The following is a 23,737-nucleotide window of genomic DNA, read 5'->3' as shown; positions in this document are numbered from 1 at the left end:
GTCTTGACTTCATTGGAAAGTATCTCTTGAAAAATATTGAAAAATGAGTTAAAATACCAATATCTAAGATTAGAAACTCGATGGTCAAAGCTCGGGAAAATATGTGAAAAAAAGATTTGTCAAGTTGTACTTTATCTTGGTGCTAGGGCATCAACATATAGGACAAGATGACAGAAATTTTGTTGCATATTTTTCGCAGCTTTGGCTTTTTTGTTTCTTTCTAAATGGAGATATAAAAAATGGAATTTCAAAATAATTATGATGTCATTGTGGTTGGTGCGGGTCATGCAGGAGTAGAGGCCTCACTGGCTGCAGCACGTATGGGGTGCAAGACACTGCTCCTCACGATTAATCTGAATATGGTAGCATTTATGCCCTGTAATCCTTCAATTGGTGGTTCGGCTAAAGGAATTGTTGTCCGAGAAATTGATGCCTTGGGTGGCGAAATGGGCCGAAATATTGATAAAACTTACATCCAAATGAAAATGCTCAACACAGGAAAAGGTCCAGCTGTCCGCGCTCTTCGAGCACAGGCTGATAAAGATGAGTATGCTATTGAGATGAAAAATACAGTTTCTGACCAAGAGAATTTAACGCTTCGTCAAGGAATGGTTGAAGAACTTTTAGTTAATGATGATAAAACAGAGGTAATTGGTGTACGCACTGCAACGGGAACAAACTATGGTGCGAAAACGGTCATAATCACGACGGGGACAGCGTTACGTGGGGAGATTATCATTGGGGAACTCAAATATTCGTCAGGGCCTAATAACTCTTTGTCATCTATTGGCCTTGCCGATAATCTCCGAAATCTTGGATTTGAGATTGGACGTTTTAAAACTGGAACACCTCCACGTGTATTGGCAAGTTCAATTGATTATTCTAAGACGGAGATTCAGCCAGGAGATGAAAAACCAAATCATTTTAGTTTCATGAGTCGTGATGAGGATTATTTAAAGGAGCAAATCCCTTGTTGGCTGACTTATACGACAGAAAGTAGTCATGATTTACTGCGAAAGAACATTCATCGCGCTCCTTTATTTTCTGGAATTGTTAAAGGTGTAGGTCCACGCTATTGTCCATCTATTGAGGACAAAATTACACGTTTTGCAGATAAGCCACGACATCAACTTTTCCTTGAACCAGAAGGTCGGAATACGGAAGAAGTGTACGTTGGAGGACTTTCAACTTCTATGCCAGAAGATGTCCAATTTAAGCTTTTAAAATCAATCCCAGGACTTGAAAATGCACAAATGATGCGGACAGGGTATGCGATTGAATATGATGTGGTAATGCCCACCAACTCCGCCCAACACTTGAAACGAAGTTGATTTCAGGGCTATTTACTGCGGGACAAACCAATGGAACGTCGGGTTATGAGGAAGCAGCAGGTCAAGGATTAGTAGCAGGGATTAATGCAGCGCTTAAAGTACAAGGTAAACCTGAGTTTATTTTGAAACGTAGTGAGGCTTATATTGGAGTGATGATTGATGATTTGGTAACCAAAGGAACACTTGAACCTTATCGTTTATTAACTTCGAGAGCTGAATATCGCTTGATTTTGCGGCATGATAATGCAGATATGCGCCTAACTGAAATTGGTCATGAAGTAGGATTGGTTTCGGATAAACAGTGGGCGACTTATACTGCTAAGATGGAGCAATTTAATCGTGAAATGAAGCGATTGAATACAGAAAAACTAAAACCTTTGCCAGAAGTTCAAGAAAAGCTGGGAATGTTAGGATTTGGACCGATAAAAGATGCACTCACAGGGGCAGAATTTTTGAAGCGCCCTGAAGTTCACTATGGGGAAGTAGTAAAATTCATTGGAGAAAGTACTGATTCGATTGACCGTACTGTTATTGAATTGATTGAAACTGAAATTACTTATGAAGGTTATATCAAAAAAGCAATGGATCAAGTTGAAAAAATGCACCGTCTGGAAGCAAAAAGAATTCCTAAAAATATGGATTGGGATAAACTTGATTCAATTGCAACAGAAGCGCGACAAAAGTTTAAGAAAATTAATCCAGAAACTTTAGGACAAGCAAGTCGTATTTCAGGTGTTAACCCAGCGGATATTAGTATTCTTATGGTTTATCTTGAAGGAAAATAAGCTGCTTCGGAAGTCATAGTATTTTTGATGTAGATTATGGTAAAGGCTATCATTATGGAATAGTCCTTGTCCTCAGAGTTATTTCTTGTGAAATAAGGCGAAGATTGCTAAAATGAACCAAAGACTAAATTCAAAGCTTGCCATTCCGACTAGGTGCTTCAGCACCGTAGCGAGGATGGACAGCGGAGCAAAGCGGAGATAGAGCTGCTTCATCTCTTACCTACAGAGGTGAAGCAGCTCTTGTTTTGATAAAAAACGAGAATGGCATGAGAAGAGAGAAGTAATCATGGATAAAATCAAAAATATTATTTTTGACTGGGATAATACACTTTTTCCATTTAAAGAAAAATACTGGGAAAGCGCTCATAGAAAACTTTTTGCTGAACAATTAAATTTTAATGACGTGTATGAACTAGATTTATTTATGGATAAATACCATGATTTTGATGAATTGCTTTGGCCACGTGTTCATCGTAGAGAAATGACGATTGATGAATTGCGTAATGAGCGTTTACGTCTGACTTTACGCTATTTTGATATTGCTTTTGAAGAAAACTATATCCAAGGTTTTTTTGAGCAATTTTTGAAGACTTTGCTTGATGATATTCAACCTAATCAGTGGCTTATTAATCAATTGGAGCGTCTCTCGGACAGTTATCGTATCGCTATTTTGAGTAATGGTGGGCATTGGGAACAACGTGAAAAATTACGTCGTTCTGATATTGAGGGAAGATATCCTATTTATATTTCAGGAGAAACGGGCTTCTTGAAACCTGATGCGCGTGCTTTTATGAATCTTTTGAATCAGGAACATTTTAAAGCGGTTGAAACTTTAATGGTTGGCGATTTGATTGAACATGATATTGAACCTGCAAAGAAACTGGGGATGAAGACGGCTTATATTGGTGCGCAAAAGGAAACTATTGCTGATTTTGAGTTTGAAACGATACAAGATTTTTTTAATTTTTTTGTAAAAGAATAAGCGGATGATTGTCCGCTTATTCTTTTAGTTTTAGTGCTGAATCTTTGAGATAGAGGGTATCAACTGTAAGATTGGTGAGTTGATAAATTCCATTTTTGTTAAAAGGAATAGTGAATTCTTCAAATTTTCCATCTGACTTTTCACAGTAGAAAGTGAAGGTTCCTGTTAGACCTCCAGTTACGACTAATGCTAAAGTGTTTTGAATGTCATCCATCACTTTTATCCAAAAATGAGTATTTAAAATATATTGAATACCGGGTTGTTGGCTGAGAAAGAGCGTATGAGAGAAAGGAGCTGTTTGGTGTGAAACAGAAATTGGTAAAATAGGACAGTCAATAAGGGTGATTTCATCGTATTTGACAAGCTTATCAAGAATTTCTGTAACAAGTTGTGTTGTCAGTGCTCGATCACTTGCTGGAATGATTGGATTTTGTGTACTGTCGGTACTGACAGAACCGTCAGTAATGGAGAGCTTGTCCATTATTGTCATGCCATACATACTTTTGCGATGATTAGACCAGTTTTTAGTTTTGTCTATTTCTTGTGTAAAATGTTCTAGGTCATGTGGGGCCATGCTAAATTTTCCTTTCATGGAGAGTTTTGTGTGGCAACTCAAAATATATTTTCAAAAGAAAATGAGTTGATTTTATGAGAGAGTGTGCCTTAATTGTGACGATAGTAAAGGTGAATTCTCGTTTCTAATGATATAGTCAAGAGTAGAACTGCGGATTAAACAGCATCTGGGCAGGATGCTGTTTTTGAATTTTCTGATGTGATAATGGAGAGAAGAGTGTTATCTTCCATGATTTTATAAGTTTTGTTGATACTTTTTTCGCTTTTTATTGTTGTATTTGAAATGGTGATTAATTGTTCTTCTTTCATCGTTATTCCTTAATCTAATTTTATTATAATAATATTATCATTTTTTTATCATTTATATAAATGATTTGATTAAGGAACTCAAATAAAGTTTATATACTAAGCGTTTTTATAGGTAATCATCAAATAATGCGATGACAGTTATGTCTCCTATTCCTGCTGGAACGCTGGGTTGCTGATGCGCGTTGTTATAGGTTATGGTTTTTCCATTGATGTTCCAACCTACAAAATCATAGCCGTGAAGTTCGGGCATAATTTTTATTTGAAAGCCAGTTTCTATTGTTCTCTGTGCAGAATCTGCAGTCCAATCTAAAGATAAGCCATGAATTGTTCGGGCGATGAAATTAATCTTGTATGAAAGGGGTGTCCATTGTGCATAAAAAGAATAATTATCACTATTTGGTTCGAAATTTTCCCCAGTTTGCCAGAGAAATTCAGAGTCGGCGACACCTGTTGTGTGGATAATAGATTTTTCTCCTGCATAAAGCGCAACTTGAGTGAAAGCATGCTTATGTGGAAGGACATAATGACTATCGCGAACGATTTTCCAACCTTCAAATTTGTAACCAGGCAAGCTTAGGTCAAAATCTCCTAGAAAATATTTTTCGTCGCTTTCAATAATTTTACGGCTTAGTCCAATGGTAACAGAGTTTTCTATGATAGGTGTGAGGTCACTTGTAGCTTCAAAATCAACTTCATATGAAAGCTTTGCCTTTTGAAGATTTTGTTTCATTTGCGGATTTACATTGAAGTAATAATTGAGAGTAATTGTATTTTTAGACATCATAATATTCCTTTCTTTAAATACTTATTTAGTTTAATTTTATAATTTTTTTCTCATAAATTATAATGATATCCTTTTTGTTTTTGATGAGTGCTTGATGTAATAAAGGATGAATATGGATTTTATAAGATGCAAAGTTGTAACTTTTGGAATACTTATAGAGTTAGTGTAGAATAAAGATAAGAAAGCGGTTGAGAGAAAGGGGTAGCGCTAATGATGAGTGAAAAAGAGCAAAAGCAACAGGAGATAATTAATCAAGTCAAAAATCATGCTGCAGTAAAAGTAGGGAATGGATTGCTTTTGAGTGCAACTGTTTTAGGAGCTGGTGCAGTGGTTCAAAATATTGCGCCAACAGCGCTACGTCCGATTGTAGCTTCAGCGGACATGATTTCTAATCAATTGTATGCTGGTCAGCAAGTAGGTAATAGCTCAAATTTAGTTTCTGATACATCATCAGCAGATTTGACGGATGAGAGTCAATGGAGTTATTCGACTACATCAGGAATAGCAGGGCAGCAAGAAATTACAGCCCCTGCCTCTAAAGGTAAAACAAATGCTCAGGCTTATACTTCTAGTCAAGGAATGGCTCATTCTAACCAAAACTCGACACTTCATGGTACAGCTCAAGAACAAGCGGTGGCAAATTCTGCTGACAAGGTTGAAGATTTTTCTGTCAGTATTGACAGCGCCGTGAATGCAGGAAATATGGCAGAGGTTAGCACCGAAAGCGGGAGTGTTAAAGGACAGGCTCCGATTACAGATTTATCAACGAGTTCAACGACTGATTCAGAATTTTCGTCAGTAAGTACAAGTGCTGTCAGTGCTGTTGTACTTCCAAGTGCTTATAATGGTGCTCAACGTGGCATAGGGATTGGTGGTGGAGGTGCAAATGCTGATTTAAAATCTACTGATGCAGGATTGGCAAGTTGGAATTCAACTTGGTCAGACACTTATGATGGTCATGTAATGAGTGGAAATTCAGCAGTGACAACTTCTGACAGCAATGTGACGAGTGATAATTTTCAGTCTGTACTTGTGCAAGCTAATATTTCTGTTGATAGAGTAGCTTATACAAATTATATTGCTTCACCGATTATGGTCAATGGTGTGCAATATGCTGGATATTTGACAACAGCAACTGGAACGGTTGGTGATGATTTTGTCATCGTTGTCAAAGCAACAGATGGATTTACGAACTATAATCTTGGTGCTAATTTTGCATATATCAATTTATCACTGGCAGGAAGTTCGCAAGCATTGCCATCAGTAGCTACGACTTCTGACAATACAACACCTGAACAGCTGTCAGCAACATCAAATGTGTCGTCAGTAGATAATCATTCTGTAAGTAACTCTGATGAGCTAACCAATGAAGCATCAACAGAAAATGCCTCCTCTCAAACAGATAACACTCAATCTGAAACTAATTTGAATCAAACTACAGAAGCTTCAGAAACAAAGCCATCAGGAGAAACGGCTACACCGCAACTTAGTGGTGATAAGTTAGTGATGACAGGAGAGCAAGGAGAGCAACAGTCATTTGCTCAGTATCATTCCCCACTTGACATGAGTCGTCCTTTTAAGTTTGGTGCGCGTTTAAATGGGATAGGAACAACAACTTCCTCTCGAAATAACTATCTAGGGGTGACTTTTACACCAACTCAATCATTAAAAGATAAAATGGAGCAAACTTCGAGAAGGCTTGGTATTGAGGGGGTGCCTTATTCTATTTTTGCTGGATGGTCCTCGGATGAATATCATCATGTTTTGGAAGTATTAACCACGGATTCAAAAGGAACTTTGCTAGAAACAGGACAGTCAGATGTTGGCATCAATCCTAAGGTGGAGCTTCCTGTAAGTGCTGATGGTGTAAGTGCAATGACCGTGGGTTGGAACCCAATGATGCAATTTAACGATGATATTATCACAGGTTCTCTGACTGTAACAGTTGGTGGTAAGACTGTCACTCATGCGAATTTGAAAGTTCCTGCACAAACCTATTTTGGATTTGTAGGGGCAATAAGCGGTCAACATCAGCCATTAAGTCTTGATTTTTCACAAAGTAGTTTTATTGCAAGTAAAAAAGCAGCACCGATTCTAGTTCATTATCTTGATCAAGCAACAGGTTTTTCACTTGCTGAACCAACGATAATTAACGGCAAACTTGAGCAAGTTTTCTATATCGGAGCGGAAAAAAATACTCATGAAACTAATCACTACACTACTCCGAAAATCACAGGTTACCATGAAGTTAGCCATCAAGAAGAAGTTCGAAAAGTAACCAGTAATATTGCTCAAAATGAGGTCAATATTTTCTATGAAGGCAATCCAAGACAGCAAGAAACCATTTATCAATTACCCAATGGTGAAGTATATCAAGCTACACATCATAGCTTTACAGGTCTTGATTTTCCAGAAGTTACTATTCCTCAGCTTGACGGTTATATGAGCAAGGTAGATGGTGTCTCCTCAACAGTAATCAAATCTGAACATGCTGACGAAAATCAAGAACACACTGTCACTTATGACTTGGCACCTCAGAAAGCATCTTTTGATTTTAGTTATGATTCCACGGTGGCTGATGAACTTCCACAGCTAGCTACAGTTGTTCAAGATGGAACATCACAGGCAATGATTCAAATGCCAACATTCAACCTTCCATCAGGTTACTTTGTATCATCTGTCACAACACCTGAAGGAGAGGTCTTCACTGGAAATACAGCATTAAAAACAGCACTGACAGCTCATCCCAGCTTTGTCAGCGGAGATAATAACTTTGTGATTACGCTGTCAGCAAGTTATCAAGAAGCGCATTTGACGATTAATCATCTGGATGGCAGTCAAACTTATCAGTTTGCGACAGGAAATACAGGTGGAGTATTCATATTCAGCAATTTAAAGCCGAAAGTAACAGATAACAATGGAAACACTTATCATGCCGTATTAACTTCAGCAGATGGAACAGAAATTTCACTGACAGGAACAAGTATTTCTGATCGTTTTGACAGCACGATGAATTTTGGAATTGTTGACCAAGCTATCCAGCAATACAAGATTGATTACGTTAAAGATGAAACCGCCACTGTATCAATTGAAGACACGAAAAACTCACAACAAGCTGTCAGCACTGTGATGCCTTTGTCAGTAACAACGGAGGATTCTGTCAGTAATATTCCCGCTGTCAGTAAGACAAATATTCCAAATAATTATAGTGGTACTCAGCGTGGTGTAGGAGTAGGTGGCGGTGGATCAAATAATTCTTTGACCTCAGTAAATGCAGGATTGGCAAGTTGGAATTCGATTTGGTCAGATACTTATGATGGTCATAAAATTACAGGAAACTCAGCTGTTACGACTTCTGATGGAAATGTCACGGATAACAATTTTCAAGCAGTGCTTCAAGAAGCTAATATCTCTGTTGATGGAACACCTTATACTAACTATGTCGCATCACCAATCACAGTAAATGGTGTGCAATATGCAGGGTATCTGACAAATTCAGATGGAACAACAGCAGCTGATTTTATGATTGTCGTAAAAACCACAGATGGTTTTGCAGATTACAATCTCGGAGCAGACTTTGCTTATATCAATCCATCAATAACAAACACAGCACCAAATAATAGTCCTGATACCTCCACTCCAACTAATTCTTCAGAAACAACAACACCTCCCGCATCACCAAATTCAACATCTAGTGAGCCAAATCAACCCCTAACAACTTTACCAGATGGCAGTGATGGAGATACTCCAACAACTCCAGAAATGCCCTCATCTCCTGTAGATACTCCTCCCACGGACACAGCACCTTCATCGGATGATAAATCCACAACAATCCCATCAGAAACCCCTAACTCTACAAATACGACGCCATCAATTCCTAAAGTTGTGGTACCACAGGTAAATACAACCGTCCCACCCACAGGAATGATAGTACCGACAGTCAAGGGGGCAAAAACAAAATTGCAGGCGGAACAGGCAGAAACCACCACAAAAGCACCCACAAAAATAATATCAACCTCTAATGAAGAAGCAAATCAACTCCCTCAAACAGGAGATAAATCAGGAAATCTTGTGGGAATGGGCGGTCTTCTCACTGCGTCAGCGTTTTTATTAGCGGCACGGCGTAAAAAAGAAGAAAAAGATAAAAAAGAAAGAAGTGAAGCACAACAGCACGATGGCGAATAAATGCAAAGGGGCTGAATAGCCCTTGAAGTTAGTAACTTAGTTAGAAGATGTTTAAGCTTTTATCGCAGAGAACCAAAAGAAAGGAATGAGAAAAATGAAAGTGATTATTATTGGGGTTCTCACGCAGGGATTGCTTGTGCTAGAAGGGCGAAAGAAGAATTTCCTGATGCACAAATTACAATTTATGAAAAACAAAAAGAAATAAGCTTTATCTCACAAAGTATCCCACTCTACCTGATGGGGCACAATGATATTCTAAAAAATGGTGGCTACACCACTATAAAGGAACTAGAAGCACAAGGAATTCAAGTTAAAGCACAGTCTGTTGTACGAAATATTGATACACTTACTAAACAAATATTTTTTACACAAGAGGAAAGCAATAACGTAGAAACTGCGACTTATGATAAGCTTGTTTTAGCAACAGGCTCTTATCCGTTGTTGCCAATGTTTAGTGGAGAATTTAAAGAGCGCTTGATTGTTGTGAAAAATATTGAAGATGCCAAGCGAATTAGATATTTATTTGAAACAGCTAAACGAATTATTGTAGTTGGTGGAGGTTTCATTGGTGTTGAGCTTTCACGTATTTTAGCTTCACATGGGATAAAGATTACTCTCATTCAAGCGCATAGTTATTTACTTGATAAATATTTGGATGAGCCTGCGGCTAGAAACATTGAAGCTTTGATGCAGTCAGAAGGAATTGATATCCAACTCTCGACATTTCCAGTGGACATTCGTGAAGAAGAAAACAAAGAAACTGGAACAGCTCTAAACCTTTATACAGACCATTACGAAAAATTTGAAGCAGACGCAATCATTTATTCCGTTGGTTTTCGCCCCAATTCATTTCTTCTTGCCAATCAAGTTGAACTTGGCGATATGGGAGCAATAGAAGTTGACGATTATATGCAGACAAGTCATCAGGATGTATTTGCTGTTGGAGATTGTGCCACCTCAAAAGTCAATCGTGTCAAGGGTCGCCGTTATCTCCCTCACGCAAGTGAAGCAATTCGGCAAGGTGGAATTGCAGCAATTAATCTGGCAGGCCCAAAACAAAAAATTATTCCTTCGGAAGGAACCTATAGTATGAATCTGGATGGTCGAACATTATGTGCAACAGGTTTAAATAAAAAGAATGCCGAAGCAGAAGGTTTTGAATGTGGTATGGTTCATTATCGAAATGATTTTCTTAACTCGGATGAATATACTAATATTTGGCTAGTTTATGAAAGAAAGACACATAAAATTTTAGGAGTTCAAGTTGAAGGAACTGCTGAAGGAATCGCAATTTATGCTGATCTTATCTCATTAGCAATTCAACAAAATCTAGCAATTGAAGATGTTGAATTTAGCGATTTTTACTTTAAACACGGTTACAAAAATCCAAATGGAATGATTAAAACATTAGCTCAACTCATTCGTCAAGAAGACCCAAAATCCTAAAGTTTGAAAAAACATAAAATTGTAAAGAAAGGAGGAAGCAATGCCAATTCTAGTGGAAGACACAAAGTATGACGATTTAAATTACTGTTATAGTGTATTAGATGCTCTCAAAGCGCTTGAAGAAAATCATACAAAAAGAGAAAATCTTAATCAAATGATTCAAAAAAGAACAAAGTATAAAGCAAATTTTGGTAAGTTATCAAGTTTGCTTTTGATTCCTCTTATTATGGTATTTACAATACTATTTAGTAGGATGTGGAGTGTGCCGACTATTTTACTGATAATCCTCCTTTTAATTGAAAGCTTAGTTTATATTTTAGGAATGATTTGGTGGAAGAAGTTTGGAGAAGCACAAGTGATTGCCTTGGGACAAAAAGAATATAGACAAGAGCTATCAAGAATTGATGAAAAATCAATGAACTTACTCAATCATCCTCCACTTATTTCTTTACGGATTGCTGATAAGTATCTTTCAATTGATAGTGTCACTCAGTTAATTGGTTATTTACAAAAACGACACGCAAGTTTTCTCGAAGAGGCGATTTATATGATGGAACTTGATATTAAAAATACAAAATATGGGAAAAAATCTCTTGTTGAAGATAACATTTTCCAAAAGGAAAAGAAATATATCACAAAAAAGCAAGAAAAAAGTTAATGTAACTTGACACTAGCCAAACGAATATGATAGAATAGTAAAGTTGAAAAGCAGAAGCACCCGCTTCTCGCCTAAGGAGCAAATCGCACTGGGCAAACAAATGGAATTATTCAAAAACGAATGTTTTCATGAGCGGGGCGAGATTATCGTTCCGCTTTTGTTTTTCTTAAATGATACTATTTAGAAGGAGAACGAACATAGCTAAACAAGACAACAGAAAACCTATGATGAACGGTGCAATCCGTGCTCGTGAGGTTCGTCTCATTGGCGCTGAGGGTGAACAGCTTGGTGTAACACCAACTGCGGAAGCGCTTATGCAAGCCGAAAATCTTAACATGGACTTGGTTTTGATTTCAAATCAAGAACCGCCAGTTGCAAAAATTATGGATTATACAAAATTCATGTTTGAGCAAAAGAAAAAGCAAAAAGAAGCAAAGAAAAAGCAAGCCGTTGTTAATGTCAAAGAAGTGCGTTTATCGCCAGTAATTGACCAAAACGACTTTGATACTAAACTTCGCCAAGCGATTAAGTTCCTTGAAAAAGGGATAAAGTTAAGGTTTCAATCCGATTTAAAGGTCGGATGATTACTCACCAAGATGTGGGTCGTCAAGTTATGGACAAGTTTGCTGAAGCAACGAAAGAAGTTGCAACAGTTGAACAAAGAGCCAAAATGGATGGTCGCCAAATGTTCTTACAACTTGCTCCTATTAAAAAATAGGATAGCTCGTATTGCTAGAATAGTAAATTTGCTGATTCCTAACACTTGTTCAAACAAGGGTTAAGGATATCATTGGCACCAATCAAGAAGGGTTAGCCTTTCAATATTTAATTAAGGAGAATTACAATGCCAAAACAAAAAACTCACCGTGCATCTGCTAAACGTTTCAAACGTACAGGTTCAGGCGGTCTCAAACGCTTCCGTGCTTACACATCACACCGTTTCCACGGTAAGACTGTAAAACAACGTCGCCAACTTCGTAAAGCACGTATGGTTTCTAAAGGAGACTTCAAACGTATCAAACGTATGATTGCGACTATGCGTTAAGCAAGCATTATTTGCTACATAAGAAGCAAATTAAGAAAGGCATAGCTTTTCATCAAAGACTCTATGTGAGGTAGGTCTATCTGCTATAACTACATAGAGCATAAAATTTGAAATAAATTTGTCGTTTCTGACAGAATATAAAATCTACTAAGAATTAAAGGAGAACACACATGGCACGTGTTAAAGGTAGCGTTGCAACTCGCAAACGCCGTAAACGTATTTTGAAGCTCGCTAAAGGTTATTACGGAGCTAAACATAAACTCTTCAAGACTGCTAAAGAGCAAGTCATGAACTCTTACTACTATGCATTCCGCGATCGCCGTCAAAAGAAACGCGACTTCCGTAAACTTTGGATTGCACGTATCAATGCGGCTGCACGTATGAATGGTCTTTCATACAGCAAATTGATGCATGGTTTGAAATTGGCTGATATTGAAGTGAACCGTAAAATGCTTGCTGACTTAGCAATCGCAGATAGCGCTGCATTTACTGCACTCGCTGATGCTGCTAAAGCTGCACTTGCAAAATAATTTGCTTATAAACACCCGTTAGAATGCTAACGGATGTTTTTTTGTTTATTTGAATATACTAAATTGTTGAAATAGTCAGAAAAAAGTATTATAATTTAGTAATATTTAAGTTATCCTTTATGAAATGGATAAAACTTAAATATAATGCTTCTCCATTATCTACATCCCCATAATGCAGTCGTAACTTCTTGGCGACTAGCGGTTGGGTTATAGTGGTGAAGTAGCTTAACTAATGTTTACAAGTTTATTGTAAAAATTCCCTCACTTTAGCGAGAGCTAAAGTCGAAGAAGCTTGGGTAATGTGGCCCGAGCTTCTTTTGTTTTTATATATTTCTTATTTCGTGATAAACTATATTAGGCAAGCTTATCTTTAAACCCGTTTGCTACTCTTGCAACTTTCGGTAAAGATACATTGGTGCAAGGCTAAAAGGGTGCTTACGCTTGCTTTGATAAGATTAAAATAGACTTGTTCATTTTAGTAGTCGTTTTGCAGTGAATTAGTAGGGGCTAAAGTGCTTTTTGCGCTAGAATAGGTACGAAGTACCGTAAACCATTGGTACTTTTTACAATGGTTTAGTTATAATGAAGTCAAGACTATTCAGCGGGAGTTTCGTAGAACATTTGTCCATTTTCTCTAGTCGCTATCTTCGTTGCTCCGCTGTCCGTAGAACGGCGTGCGAAGCACGTAGCACCTTAGCGAGGATGGACAGCGTAACGCAGCGAAGATAGTGCTGCTTTATCTCCTACCTAAGAGGTAGTGATGTTGCGACCAGGCGCTTTGCCTTTTGCTCTTGCTGCTTTAGCAGCTAAGCAAACGGACAGCGGCGCAACGAAGTTGCGTAGACCGTTCTCAGAACGGCGTGCGAAGCACGTAGCGCCTTAGCGAGCATCGACAGCGTAGCCCGAAGGGTGGAGATAGCACGCACTTCCTTCGATAAATTAAGTAATAGAGAGAATATCATGTTTCGTTTGAGAAATACTTTACAAAATGTAGCCATTTTTTTGTCGGTTTTAATGAGTTTTACGAGTGTGGCTGGACTTTATATCTGGCATCTACATCCTTTGGGAGTAGCTAGGACACAAAGTTTTTATAATTATATTGCTCCTTATGGGATTATGGCACACCGTCTCCTTGCTTTTACGGTAGGAGTTTTGGGGTTATTAGTTTCTGTTAATCTTTATCGTAGAGTTCGTTCTGCTTGGATTTTAGGGATGATTGGTCAATCCATGCTGTTTGCTTTGCATCTTTATTATACTGGAACCTTATTTTCCGTATCTTCCTTAATTTCTTTATTTATACTTTTTGTTTTAGGGTTTACTGCTAAGGACTTTAGAAGAGTGCCTAAGCGGAGAGAAACTTGGCGAGCGATTGGTTTGAGTTTGATTCCTTTTGGACTGGCTTTGTTCAATGCAATTTTGAGTTTGACTTTTTTGCGAAGAGATTATGCTGGGACAGATGATTTTTTATTGGCTTTAAAACACTCTGTGCGTTTCTTACTTTTAATGGACACTCATGGGGCTGATTTTATACAGCATGAAAATTTTTTATATACTGTTAGTCTGATTGCGATGAGTTGGATTTCTTTAATTATTGCTTTTATTTTGATTTTGAAGCCTCTGGTTTACAATCCGATTGTTAATGGGCGTGAGCGCGCTCATGTTTTAAACTTAGTTCATGAGTATGGGCAAAATCCAATGGCTTATCTTGCTTTAGAGAAGGATAAGGATTATTTTTTTGGTGAGATGATTAACGGTGTGGTTGCCTACATGGTTGTTAATAATGTGATGGTTGTTTGTGGAGATATGATTTGTAAAGAGGAAGAAGCTGTTGTGTTTATGGCGAGATTACTCGTTTTGCACACAAGAATGGCTGGAAATTACTTTTTCTTGATATTACTGAGAAACTGAGGCACGCTTACGAAGATTTTGGTTTTGGATTGATTAAGATTGGAGAAGATGCTTGTATTCGCCTAGCAAATTATGATATGAAGGGGAAGAAGGCAGCTAAGGCGCGAGCAAATATTAATCATGCGAGACGGTTGGGAATTACTGTGGAAGAATATCAGCCGTTAGTAAAACGAGAGATGGAGATTGAGCAAGGACTTAATCACATTTCAAAAGAGTGGTTTAAAGTAAAAGGTGCTGAACTTGGATTTATGTTAGGAGATTTATCTCTTGATAGTCCTCATAGAAGACGATATTTTTATGCAAAAGATGCAAAGGGGAATCTGATTGCCATGGTTGTTTTTGTCCCTTATGAAGGTGGAAAAGCTTATATGGCTGATGTAACCCGTAGACTCTCTGATGCGCCAAATGGGACAATGGAAATTATTATGTTTGAAGCTTTTTCTAAAATGCGTGCAGAGGGTGTTATATGGGGAAATTTGGGATTATGTCCGCTTGCAAATATTGGTTCTGAGGACAACTCTGTGACCAATCAACTTTTGCAGTTTATTTATGAAAATATGAATGGTGTATATGGTTTTAAAGGACTTTATCAGGCGAAGAAGAAATTTGCCCCGACGGATTGGCAGGAACGTTTTATTGCTTATGCTCCTAAACCATTCGGTTTTAGCTATGCTTATGCTATTATCAAAGCTCAGAATCCTAAGGGAATTAATAAACTTTTGCTAGAAAAATTACGGATAAAAACAGTGAGCAAAGAGGATAAATGAAATAATCACTTCAATAGTGATGATATTAATAAAAAAACTCTGTCAGTATGCTGACAGAGTTTTTGTAAGTGAGTAAAATTTTATTAGATTATTGACGAACAACAAGGACATCGCAAGGTGCATTTTTGATAATATAATCGGCAACAGAACCAATGAAAATTCTTTCGATGTAAGAAAGACCTGTAGCACCAAGGACGATAAGGTCAATATTTTCCTCTTTTGGAAGTGTTTGACCAAGCATTACTTTTGGTGAACCAAATTCAACGCGAGTTTTTACACTCTTAACACCTGCTTTTTGGGCATCATCAGCAAAGTCACGAATCAGGTTTTCAGCCCCTTTATGCGTGTCATCAGCGACTACGGAGTCATAGGCTGAGATGGATTGGAAGGCGCGAAGGTCAATGATGTTGGCGATGACGAGTTCGGCATCATTGCGAAGAGCAGTTGCTACAGCTTTGTCAAAAGCTTTGGTAGCTTCTACTGAACCATCAAGTCCGACGAGAATTTTTTTGTAGTTATCTAACATAAGCGACTCCTTTTCAAAATGTGAGCTATCTTTGACAGGACGAACCAAAATTCTTGAATCAGGCTGTCTTATCATCTCCGCCGTCACTAGATTCTTACTAAATGTTGTATTGAAAACTCAAGCTATAACAGCTAGGAAGCTAATCTAGAGAAATAATCTTGGATTAACAGGACTTAAGGCGGAAAGATAAACTCAATCTAATTGTTTCTTCTTTATATTTTAATTTTACTCTAATTTTGTCAATTTGTAAAAAGAAAACTGTTCCAAAATCGGTTTGTGGTATAATTGATAAAGTGAATTTTCTAAAAGTGCTTCTGTCAGTACTGACAAAAGTGACTTTTAAGAAAAGATAAGAAATGGGTGAGAAATATGACTCGATATGCTGTGGTGGATCTGGAAGCGACCGATGCTCATAGTAGTGAAAATAAGATTATACAGGTTGGGATTGCGCTGGTTGAAGATGGTGCGATTATTGGAACTTATGCAACGGATGTTAATCCTCATGAGTTGCTTATGCCAAGGATTAGTGAGCTGACAGGGCTGTCAGATGAACGTTTGAGTTTGGCACCGGATTTTTCAAAAGTTGCATCAAAAGTGAGAAAAGTTTTAGAAGATTGTATCTTTGTTGCCCACAATGCAAAGTTTGATTATGGACTTTTGGAAAAGAGTTTTCTAAACATTGGTTTAGAATTTCCTCCAATGCCACGGATTGATACCGTTGATTTAGCTCGTGTTTTCTATCCTACTTTTGAAAAATATGGTCTGGAAAGTCTAAGCGAAAAATTAAATCTTTCTCATGAGCATCCTCATGCAGCACTCTCTGATGCGTATGCAACAGCCGAACTTTTATTAAAAATAGAAAACAAAATTCAAAAATTGCCAAGAGCAAGCTTGGAAGAATTACTTCGACATTCAGACAACTTGCTTTATGAAAGTAAACTCTTCTTGCAAGAACAATTAACCAAGACAGCGCTACATCCCGATGGAATAACACTTGTTCACAATATTGCAACGAAAAAATTTACTGACAAAATTTCTGTCAGCACTGACAACAATCTGTCAGCAAGTTTTTCAGAAAATATCAGTAAACTAGAGCTGTCAGTACGTGAAAAACAAGTAAAATTGTCAGAAATAATGGAAGCCGAATTGGCATTTCCACAAGCGACTTTCATTGAAGCGCCTACAGGAATGGGAAAAACCTATGGTTACCTGCTTCCGCTGCTCATGGCAGATAAAAAAGTGGTCATTTCCACAGCGACAAAAGTTTTACAAAGTCAGTTGCTCCGAGACGTCGGACCAAAGTTGGAACACACATTTGGCATAAAAATGTCCAAAATTATAGGGACAAGAAATTATATTTCACTTCATAAATTCTCAAAACTCTTGCTCAATAATACAGATGGGAAAAATTTTGAGATTTTCAAAATGAAAGTGTTGGTCTGGCTTACTGAAACGACCACAGGAGAGCTTGACGAGCTATCAAAAGTCATGACAAACGCTGAATATTTTGCTGCAATCAGTCATGATGGATCTATTAATACCAAGCAATTTCATTATGAGCAAGATTTCTGGCTACGAGCGCAAGAAAAAGCAAAAGTTTCCCAAGTAGAAGTCGTCAATCATGCCTATCTTGTTGAGCGTCTTGCTGATTATCCGGAAAACTTTCTTGAAGATCGCATTCTAGTTGTCGATGAAGCGCAGCAACTTTTTCCGATTATGGAAAATGCAGGTCAACAGTCTGTCAAAATTACTGACGAGCTCATCAAGATAGACATTGAAAATTCAGAAAATCCACAGTTGATTAAGCGCCTAGAAGAAAGTCTAGTCTTTCAACTCAATAAAAAAGAGCTAAATTTAGAAAAAATAAAAATAGATTCGGAAGAATTAAAGCTGTCAGCACTGACAGAAATTCTGTCAGTACCAAATAGCATTATTTGGCGCGAAAATGACAAAATTTTTGCAAGCAAACAAGATTTTTATAACTTCAGTAAGCTTATCCCAAAAGAGACAAAGCTATTTATGCTCGGCGCAACCTTGTCGCTGTCAAAAGATAAGCCGTCTTTTCCTGATTTATTAGGATTTGATGACTATCGTTTCTTCAAAATTGAGGGAGAACAAGCGAAAAATCAAGAATTATTTGCACTTACTGATGGTCCCAATGTCAAGAATACTAGTGTCGTTGATTACTCAAATTACACGGCAGCCACTATTGAAGAACTTGCAACGCTTAATTTGCCAATTATTGTACTCTTTACTTCCAAAATTTCATTGACTTTTGTCGCGGAAAAACTGTCTGCAGATGGTTTCAATATTTTGGCTCAAGAAATCAATGGTACACCTGCACAACTCAAGAAAAAATTTGATAAAGGTGAAAGTAAAATTTTACTTGGCTTGGGTTCATTTTGGGAGGGAGTAGATTTTGACAAACAAAACCGCTTGCTGTTAGTCATTCCAAGGCTTCCTTTCGCAACACCAGATGATATTTTGACAAAAAAATATGCTGCAAAATTTGAGAATCCTTTTTATGATTTTAATGTTCCGATGGCAACACTCAAGCTACGACAAGCATTGGGAAGAGTCAATCGCAGAAAAAATCAATATTCGAGTATTATAGTTCTTGATAAGCGTTTGTCAGGAAAATCTTATGCAAAAAAAATGCGTAAAAATTTGGCAGGAGCGCTACCAGTCAAAAAATTTGGCTTACACGATGCTATCAGCGAAATCAGAAAATTTTTGATATAATAAAAAATAGTTGAACAAAAATGAAGTCAAGACTTATTCAGTGGGATTTTCATAAAACATTTGTCCATTTTCTCTAGTCGCTATCTTCGCTGCTAAGCAAAAGGCAAAGCGACTGATAAAAGGGCAACTCACCACTGAATTTAGGGTACAACCTCACATCTTTGATATGAGGTCACCCTGTCCCAGAAGCCTAAGTGCTAAAGCACTAACGCCCTAGGGCAGTCGGACGAACTTCGAAGCATAGTGCTGCTTTATCTCCGATCTAAGATAGGATAGCCGTTGTTGCTTTAGCAACTTACGGATATGCTAGTTGTTACACCTAGGTAGTTAAGAGGGATTCCGATTGCGACTAGGCGCTTTGCCTTTTGCTCTTGCTGCTTTAGCAGTTAAGCAAATGGACAGCGGAGCAACGAAGTTGCGGAGACCGTTCGTAGAACGGCGTGCGAAGCACGTAGCGCCTTAGCGAACCATTTGCCTTGCTGCTCTTTAGCAGTTTAGAGCGAATGGATACCCGTGGTGCAGCGACAGCGTAGCCGCAAGGCGGAGATAGCATGGCACTTGCTTTGATAAATTCGTCTGTCAGCACTGACAGATTGGATTTTGAGGGAAAAAATACATGAAAAAGCGAAAAATGACTCGTCATTCGCAGATTATTATAGGGATATTGACAGTAATCTTAGCGATTTATCTTGCCACCGCTCTTTTCTTTTGGAAAAGTATGAATCCTTACCATTCAATGCGAGCACAGGCTATTACAATTGCCAAGAAAAAAACCGATTTAAAGACTCCCGAAGCATTTGACATCGCAACGACAGATACAACGACTTATTCTATTGTCGGAATTGATAAAGATAACAAAGAGATTGGTGTTCTAATACCAAAGAAAGCGGGTACAATAACCGTTGTAAATCTCAACGAAGGCGTTTCTCCATCAACATTAGCAACAAAGAATACAAAGTCTGTCGTGCTTGCACTTTATAAAAATAAACCAGCTTGGGAAGTAAATAATAGTAATGGCTTCAAAGTGTATGATTTTAAATCAGGAAAAGTTCTTATAGACTAGATTATTTGTGCTTTATTTTTGAGATGAAAGTTAAATTATCGGAGGAATTATGAAAAAATGTTCTGATTTTGTATTAAAAATGGATGAATCTGTAACCTTAGCGGCAGCAAATCGTGCAAAGGAATTAAAAGCTCAAGGTAGAGATATTATAGACCTTACACTAGGTCAGCCTGACTTTCCAACACCTAAAAAAATTGGAGAAGCAGCAATTGCTGCAATAGAAAATGGTAAGGCGAGTTTTTATACACAAGCAGGAGGATTACCTGAACTTAAAACTGCAGTGCAAGGTTATTGGCAGAGATTTTATGGTTATGAGATTGACAAAAAAGAAATTTTGATTACTACTGGAGCAAAATTTGCACTCTATACCTACTTTATGGCAACGCTAGACCCTGATGATGAAGTGATTATTCCTGCACCTTATTGGGTTTCCTATGTAGACCAAGTTAAAATGGCGGGAGGTAAGCCTGTCATTGTAAAGGCTCAACAAGAGAATCATTTTAAAGTCACAGTTGAGCAACTAGAAGCTGCCAAAACGAATAAAACTAAAATTTTGCTACTCAACTCTCCGTCCAATCCGACAGGAATGGTTTATTCCAAAGAAGAGTTAAAACATATTGGAGAATGGGCAGTTGCAAATGATTTATTGATTTTAGCAGATGATATCTACCATCAATTAGTTTATAATGGTGCGGAATTTACAGCGATATCTAGTCTTTCAGATAAAATTCGGGAGCGTACAATGGTTATCAACGGAGCATCAAAAACCTATGCGATGACGGGCTGGCGAATCGGTGTTGCTGTTGGAGATTCAGAAATTATTAGTGCAATGACTAAAATCGCAAGTCAAACGACGTCTAATCCTACAGCCGTTGCGCAATATGCAGCTATCGAAGCTTTTTCTGGAGCAGATGAGGACTTTAAGAAAATGCACGCCGCTTTTGAAGAACGACTAAATGTGATTTATCCAAAACTTGCAGAAATTTCTGGTTTTGAAGTCGTTAAACCTAGTGGTGCATTCTATCTCTTTCCTAAAGTGCTAGAAGCGATGAAAATTAAAGGCTATGATGATGTGACCGCGTTTACTACAGCAATTCTTGAAGAAGCAGGTGTAGCACTTGTAACAGGCGCTGGTTTTGGTGCCAAAGAAAATGTTCGTTTGAGCTATTCAACAGATTTAGAAACTCTAGAAGAAGCAGTAAGGCGGATTAAGGAGTGGATGGATGCTTGATAAAAATGAAGCAAAAAAATCCTACAAGCTTGCAGAAAAAATTGGCGGCATTGTAGTCTACAAAAACCTAAGCACAGGTAAAAAATATATTGATATTGCACCTGATTTAGGAGGGGCAAAAAATCGTTTTGAGTTTGCAAGAAAAACGGGGAATGGCTTACCTTATGCCATCGAAAAAGATGCAAAAACTGCAGCTTTTGAATTCGAAGTTTTAGAAGAACTCAAAAAAGATGAACTTCAAAGCACTCAAGCATTTAAAGAGGATTTAAAAATCCTAAAAGAAATTTGGTTAGAAAAATTCTCAGAAGAGGAATTGTACTAATGACTGAATTGTTCGCTGATTTATTTGGAGACATTATCATTCAAACTTTGTTTGGAGCGACAAAACAAGGAAAAAGCAAGAAAAGATTTTGGATTCAAGGTATTTTTCGAACACTTATTGTGCTTGGATTTGCGATTATTGTCGGAATATTTGCCTTGATTGTTCCCCAATTTATCACAAAGCTTATTCTGATAATTTTATCTTTGGGCGCATTAGTACACTATTTTTATCACACACTAGAATCAATCAAAAATTATAGAAGGACTTATTTATGAAAGACTTAATTTCAATCATTGATGTGAAAAAACACATCGGTGAAACAGTAAAAATCGGTGCTTGGGTTGCTGACAAATCCGGTAAAGGAAAACTTCAATTTCTCCAGCTGCGTGATGGGACTGCTTTTTTCCAAGCAGTAGTATTTAAGCCAAACATGATAGAAAAATATGGCGAAGAAATTGGAGTTGCCAAGTTTGATGCAATCAAACACTTGTCCCAAGAAACTTCTGTTTACGTGACAGGCGTAGTTAAAGAAGATGTTCGCTCAAAATTTGGCTATGAACTGGATGTGACTGACCTTGAAGTCATAGGAACTTCACAAGATTATCCAATCACGCCAAAAGAGCATGGAGTTGAGTTTTTATTAGATAATCGTCATCTTTGGTTGCGTTCAAAACGTCAAATGGCGATTATGCAAATCCGCAATGCCATCATCTATGCGAGCTATGATTTCTTTGCTAAAAATGGTTTTATCAAGTTTGATTCTCCGATTCTTTCAGGTAATGCGGCTGAAAATACGACAGAACTTTTTGAAACAGACTACTTTGGCAATCCTGCATTTTTAAGCCAATCTGGACAACTTTATCTCGAAGCTGGTGCCATGGCACTTGGTCGCGTTTTTGACTTTGGTCCTGTTTTCCGTGCAGAAAAATCTAAGACTCGTCGTCACTTAACAGAGTTTTGGATGATGGATGCTGAGTATCCTTTTGTGACACATGATGAATCTTTGGATATTCAAGAAGCCTATGTCAAAGCCTTGTTACAAGGTGTTTTGGATAATGCAGCTTATGCGTTAGAAACACTAGAACGTGATACCAGTCTTTTACAAAAATATATTGATACGCCATTTATGAGAGTATCTTACGATGATGCGATAGATTTACTGCAAGCACACGAACACGATGAAGACACAGACTATGAGCACGTAGAGCATGGTGATGATTTTGGTTCTCCACACGAAACTTGGTTGTCAAACTTTTATGGTGTCCCAACCTTTGTGATTAATTATCCAGCAAGCTTCAAGGCCTTTTATATGCGTCCAGTACCTGGTAATCCTGAACGTGTCCTCTGTGCCGATTTGCTTGCACCAGAAGGTTATGGAGAGATTATCGGTGGTTCTGAGCGTGAGACAGATTATGATTTGTTGCTTCAGAAAATTGCTGACTTTGGTCTAGATCCAGCAGACTACGAATGGTACTTGGAGCTTCGTAAATTTGGTTCAGTACCACACGCAGGTTTTGGACTCGGTCTTGAGAGAATGGTCACTTTTGCGGCAGGTACAGAACATATTCGTGAAGCTATTCCATTCCCACGAATGATTAATCGTATTAAACCTTAAAAATTGAAGGGCTTTCAAAAATAATGTTTTGCCCTGACTAAGCGACTATATTGCATAGCTGAACGGTGAAGTGGGATGGATAAACTAGCATGGATTTAGAACACCCTTAGAAATTGAAATAATTACTTCAAAGGAGCAATAAAAAAATGGCATTTTTAGGGAAAGTAGATTTTAAAAAATTAACGGAGACTGAGAAATCAATCTATAATTATTTACGTGATAATTTTGAGAAAATTCCCTATATGCATGTCAGAGATATCGCGTTGGAGGCTCATGCTGGCTCATCTAGTGTCATGAGATTGATTCATAAATTAGGTTACGATTCGTATTATAATTTTCAAGAGTTTGTTGAGAATCAGCAAATGAAATCAACTGCTGACAGTGATATGTTTCGCCTATTGTCAGCAAGTCACTATCCTGCAGAGCTGATAGGAAAATGTCGTCAGTTGTCAGAAATGATGATAAAAGCTGATAGTATTATTTTTTTTGGTCTGGGTGCTTCGGGAATATTTGCCGATACGCAACTCGTAGGTTTGCGACACTAAACCTCAATGCTTCAGCATTGACAGATATGACCTATCCCTTAGATTCCCGTCTCATAGAGTCACAAGATAGTTTAATTATTGTTTTTTCAATTTCGGGAGAGACAGGGGAACTACTTGAGGTATTGCAGCATGTAAAAAATAAAGATAAGGTTTTGATTGCATCCGTTACACCACATGATGAAAGTACTTTAGCGAGAATAAGCGACATATCTATAAACTACAAAGTAGAAGAACGGCGTATTAATCTTTATGGAGATTTAACAAGCCAAATTCCAGCAATATTTATAATAGAAGTATTATCTGAGATGATTTTGGAAGAAAAATAGCTGGTACAGCAATTTATCCTTCGGAACAATGTAAGTAATAAATTTTGATTTTGTAATAATCGAG

21 protein-coding genes, 2 pseudogenes and 1 other annotated feature are annotated in these 23,737 nt (G+C 37.7%); of the genes and pseudogenes, 19 read left to right on the top strand and 4 right to left on the bottom strand.

The window, feature by feature from the left end; translation table 11 throughout:
• Nucleotides 1–239: 239 nt before the first annotated feature.
• The 3 genes and pseudogenes from mnmG to FLP15_RS12335 form a co-directional block, all read left to right on the top strand.
• A pseudogene (gene mnmG, locus FLP15_RS13910) lies at nucleotides 240–1,381 on the top strand (tRNA uridine-5-carboxymethylaminomethyl(34) synthesis enzyme MnmG); the annotation flags it as partial.
• A gap of 102 nt (nucleotides 1,382–1,483) precedes the next feature.
• Complete coding sequence (locus tag FLP15_RS13905; protein WP_425351497.1) at nucleotides 1,484–2,116, top strand: MnmG/GidA family protein; 633 nt, start codon at nucleotides 1,484–1,486, stop codon at nucleotides 2,114–2,116.
• A 286-nt stretch (nucleotides 2,117–2,402) separates the two neighbouring features.
• Nucleotides 2,403–3,098, top strand: coding sequence for an HAD family hydrolase (locus tag FLP15_RS12335; RefSeq protein WP_142767344.1), 696 nt, complete (start codon nucleotides 2,403–2,405; stop codon nucleotides 3,096–3,098).
• 16 nt (nucleotides 3,099–3,114) lie between these two features.
• On the opposite strand, the gene FLP15_RS12330 is transcribed toward FLP15_RS12335, so the two are convergent.
• The 3 genes from FLP15_RS12330 to FLP15_RS12325 form a co-directional block, all read right to left on the bottom strand.
• The gene (locus tag FLP15_RS12330; protein ID WP_142767343.1) at nucleotides 3,115–3,672 is read right to left on the bottom strand and encodes a hypothetical protein; all 558 of its coding nucleotides are present in this window, start codon (nucleotides 3,670–3,672) and stop codon (nucleotides 3,115–3,117) included.
• A gap of 155 nt (nucleotides 3,673–3,827) precedes the next feature.
• Complete coding sequence (locus tag FLP15_RS12845; RefSeq protein WP_190288309.1) at nucleotides 3,828–3,980, bottom strand: hypothetical protein; 153 nt, start codon at nucleotides 3,978–3,980, stop codon at nucleotides 3,828–3,830.
• 106 nt (nucleotides 3,981–4,086) lie between these two features.
• Nucleotides 4,087–4,764, bottom strand: a complete 678-nt coding sequence (locus FLP15_RS12325) for a hypothetical protein (RefSeq protein WP_142767342.1) — start codon at nucleotides 4,762–4,764, stop codon at nucleotides 4,087–4,089.
• 210 nt (nucleotides 4,765–4,974) lie between these two features.
• Between FLP15_RS12325 and FLP15_RS12320 the strand changes: the two genes are divergently transcribed.
• The 8 genes and pseudogenes from FLP15_RS12320 (at nucleotide 4,975) to FLP15_RS13385 (ending at nucleotide 15,303) form a co-directional block, all read left to right on the top strand.
• Nucleotides 4,975–8,949 carry an LPXTG cell wall anchor domain-containing protein gene (locus tag FLP15_RS12320; protein ID WP_142767341.1) on the top strand — a complete coding sequence of 1,325 codons (3,975 nt, stop codon included), beginning with the start codon at nucleotides 4,975–4,977 and terminating at the stop codon, nucleotides 8,947–8,949.
• A 174-nt stretch (nucleotides 8,950–9,123) separates the two neighbouring features.
• Entirely contained in the window at nucleotides 9,124–10,395 is a 1,272-nt protein-coding gene (locus FLP15_RS12315; RefSeq protein ID WP_223804776.1) for an FAD-dependent oxidoreductase, read from the top strand.
• A 40-nt stretch (nucleotides 10,396–10,435) separates the two neighbouring features.
• Nucleotides 10,436–11,053, top strand: a complete 618-nt coding sequence (locus FLP15_RS12310; protein WP_142767339.1) for a hypothetical protein — start codon at nucleotides 10,436–10,438, stop codon at nucleotides 11,051–11,053.
• A gap of 42 nt (nucleotides 11,054–11,095) precedes the next feature.
• Nucleotides 11,096–11,222: a sequence feature (ribosomal protein L20 leader region), on the top strand.
• A 1-nt stretch (nucleotide 11,223) separates the two neighbouring features.
• Nucleotides 11,224–11,771: pseudogene (gene infC / locus FLP15_RS12305) on the top strand (translation initiation factor IF-3).
• A 126-nt stretch (nucleotides 11,772–11,897) separates the two neighbouring features.
• Nucleotides 11,898–12,098 (top strand): 50S ribosomal protein L35, encoded by a 201-nt coding sequence (rpmI, locus tag FLP15_RS12300; protein WP_120772275.1) that lies wholly within the window; start codon nucleotides 11,898–11,900, stop codon nucleotides 12,096–12,098.
• Between the two features lie 170 nt (nucleotides 12,099–12,268).
• Nucleotides 12,269–12,628, top strand: a complete 360-nt coding sequence (gene rplT, locus FLP15_RS12295; RefSeq protein ID WP_120772274.1) for a 50S ribosomal protein L20 — start codon at nucleotides 12,269–12,271, stop codon at nucleotides 12,626–12,628.
• 960 nt (nucleotides 12,629–13,588) lie between these two features.
• A complete protein-coding gene (locus FLP15_RS13510) occupies nucleotides 13,589–14,536 on the top strand; it encodes a phosphatidylglycerol lysyltransferase domain-containing protein (RefSeq protein WP_245392059.1) in 948 nt (315 codons plus the stop codon).
• Complete coding sequence (locus FLP15_RS13385) at nucleotides 14,473–15,303, top strand: phosphatidylglycerol lysyltransferase domain-containing protein (RefSeq protein WP_342588756.1); 831 nt, start codon at nucleotides 14,473–14,475, stop codon at nucleotides 15,301–15,303. The genes FLP15_RS13510 and FLP15_RS13385 overlap by 64 nt, the downstream gene beginning before the upstream one ends.
• An 88-nt stretch (nucleotides 15,304–15,391) precedes the next feature.
• On the opposite strand, the gene FLP15_RS12285 is transcribed toward FLP15_RS13385, so the two are convergent.
• Nucleotides 15,392–15,829 carry a universal stress protein gene (locus tag FLP15_RS12285; protein WP_120772272.1) on the bottom strand — a complete coding sequence of 146 codons (438 nt, stop codon included), beginning with the start codon at nucleotides 15,827–15,829 and terminating at the stop codon, nucleotides 15,392–15,394.
• 369 nt (nucleotides 15,830–16,198) lie between these two features.
• Between FLP15_RS12285 and FLP15_RS12280 the strand changes: the two genes are divergently transcribed.
• The 8 genes from FLP15_RS12280 to FLP15_RS13375 all read left to right on the top strand — a co-directional run bounded on the left by FLP15_RS12280 (nucleotide 16,199) and on the right by FLP15_RS13375 (nucleotide 23,673).
• Nucleotides 16,199–18,571: a helicase C-terminal domain-containing protein gene (locus FLP15_RS12280; RefSeq protein WP_190288308.1), complete on the top strand. Its 2,373-nt coding sequence runs from the start codon at nucleotides 16,199–16,201 to the stop codon at nucleotides 18,569–18,571.
• Between the two features lie 616 nt (nucleotides 18,572–19,187).
• Nucleotides 19,188–19,634 (top strand): cell wall elongation regulator TseB-like domain-containing protein, encoded by a 447-nt coding sequence (locus FLP15_RS12275; protein WP_142767337.1) that lies wholly within the window; start codon nucleotides 19,188–19,190, stop codon nucleotides 19,632–19,634.
• Between the two features lie 49 nt (nucleotides 19,635–19,683).
• Nucleotides 19,684–20,865 carry a pyridoxal phosphate-dependent aminotransferase gene (locus tag FLP15_RS12270; protein WP_142767336.1) on the top strand — a complete coding sequence of 394 codons (1,182 nt, stop codon included), beginning with the start codon at nucleotides 19,684–19,686 and terminating at the stop codon, nucleotides 20,863–20,865.
• Complete coding sequence (locus FLP15_RS12265) at nucleotides 20,858–21,187, top strand: GIY-YIG nuclease family protein (protein ID WP_142767335.1); 330 nt, start codon at nucleotides 20,858–20,860, stop codon at nucleotides 21,185–21,187. Before FLP15_RS12270 ends, FLP15_RS12265 begins: the two co-directional genes overlap by 8 nt.
• Nucleotides 21,187–21,462, top strand: coding sequence for a hypothetical protein (locus tag FLP15_RS12260; RefSeq protein ID WP_142767334.1), 276 nt, complete (start codon nucleotides 21,187–21,189; stop codon nucleotides 21,460–21,462). Before FLP15_RS12265 ends, FLP15_RS12260 begins: the two co-directional genes overlap by 1 nt.
• Entirely contained in the window at nucleotides 21,459–22,802 is a 1,344-nt protein-coding gene (gene asnS / locus FLP15_RS12255; protein ID WP_142767333.1) for an asparagine--tRNA ligase, read from the top strand. Before FLP15_RS12260 ends, asnS begins: the two co-directional genes overlap by 4 nt.
• A 146-nt stretch (nucleotides 22,803–22,948) precedes the next feature.
• A complete protein-coding gene (locus FLP15_RS13380) occupies nucleotides 22,949–23,347 on the top strand; it encodes a MurR/RpiR family transcriptional regulator (RefSeq protein WP_223804652.1) in 399 nt (132 codons plus the stop codon).
• A gap of 17 nt (nucleotides 23,348–23,364) precedes the next feature.
• Nucleotides 23,365–23,673: an SIS domain-containing protein gene (locus FLP15_RS13375; protein ID WP_245392058.1), complete on the top strand. Its 309-nt coding sequence runs from the start codon at nucleotides 23,365–23,367 to the stop codon at nucleotides 23,671–23,673.
• Nucleotides 23,674–23,737 lie beyond the last annotated feature (64 nt).

This window comes from Lactococcus protaetiae, from assembly GCF_006965445.1.
In the GTDB taxonomy this organism is placed as follows: domain Bacteria; phylum Bacillota; class Bacilli; order Lactobacillales; family Streptococcaceae; genus Lactococcus; species Lactococcus protaetiae.
This window is presented reverse-complemented; position numbering and strand designations above follow the sequence as displayed.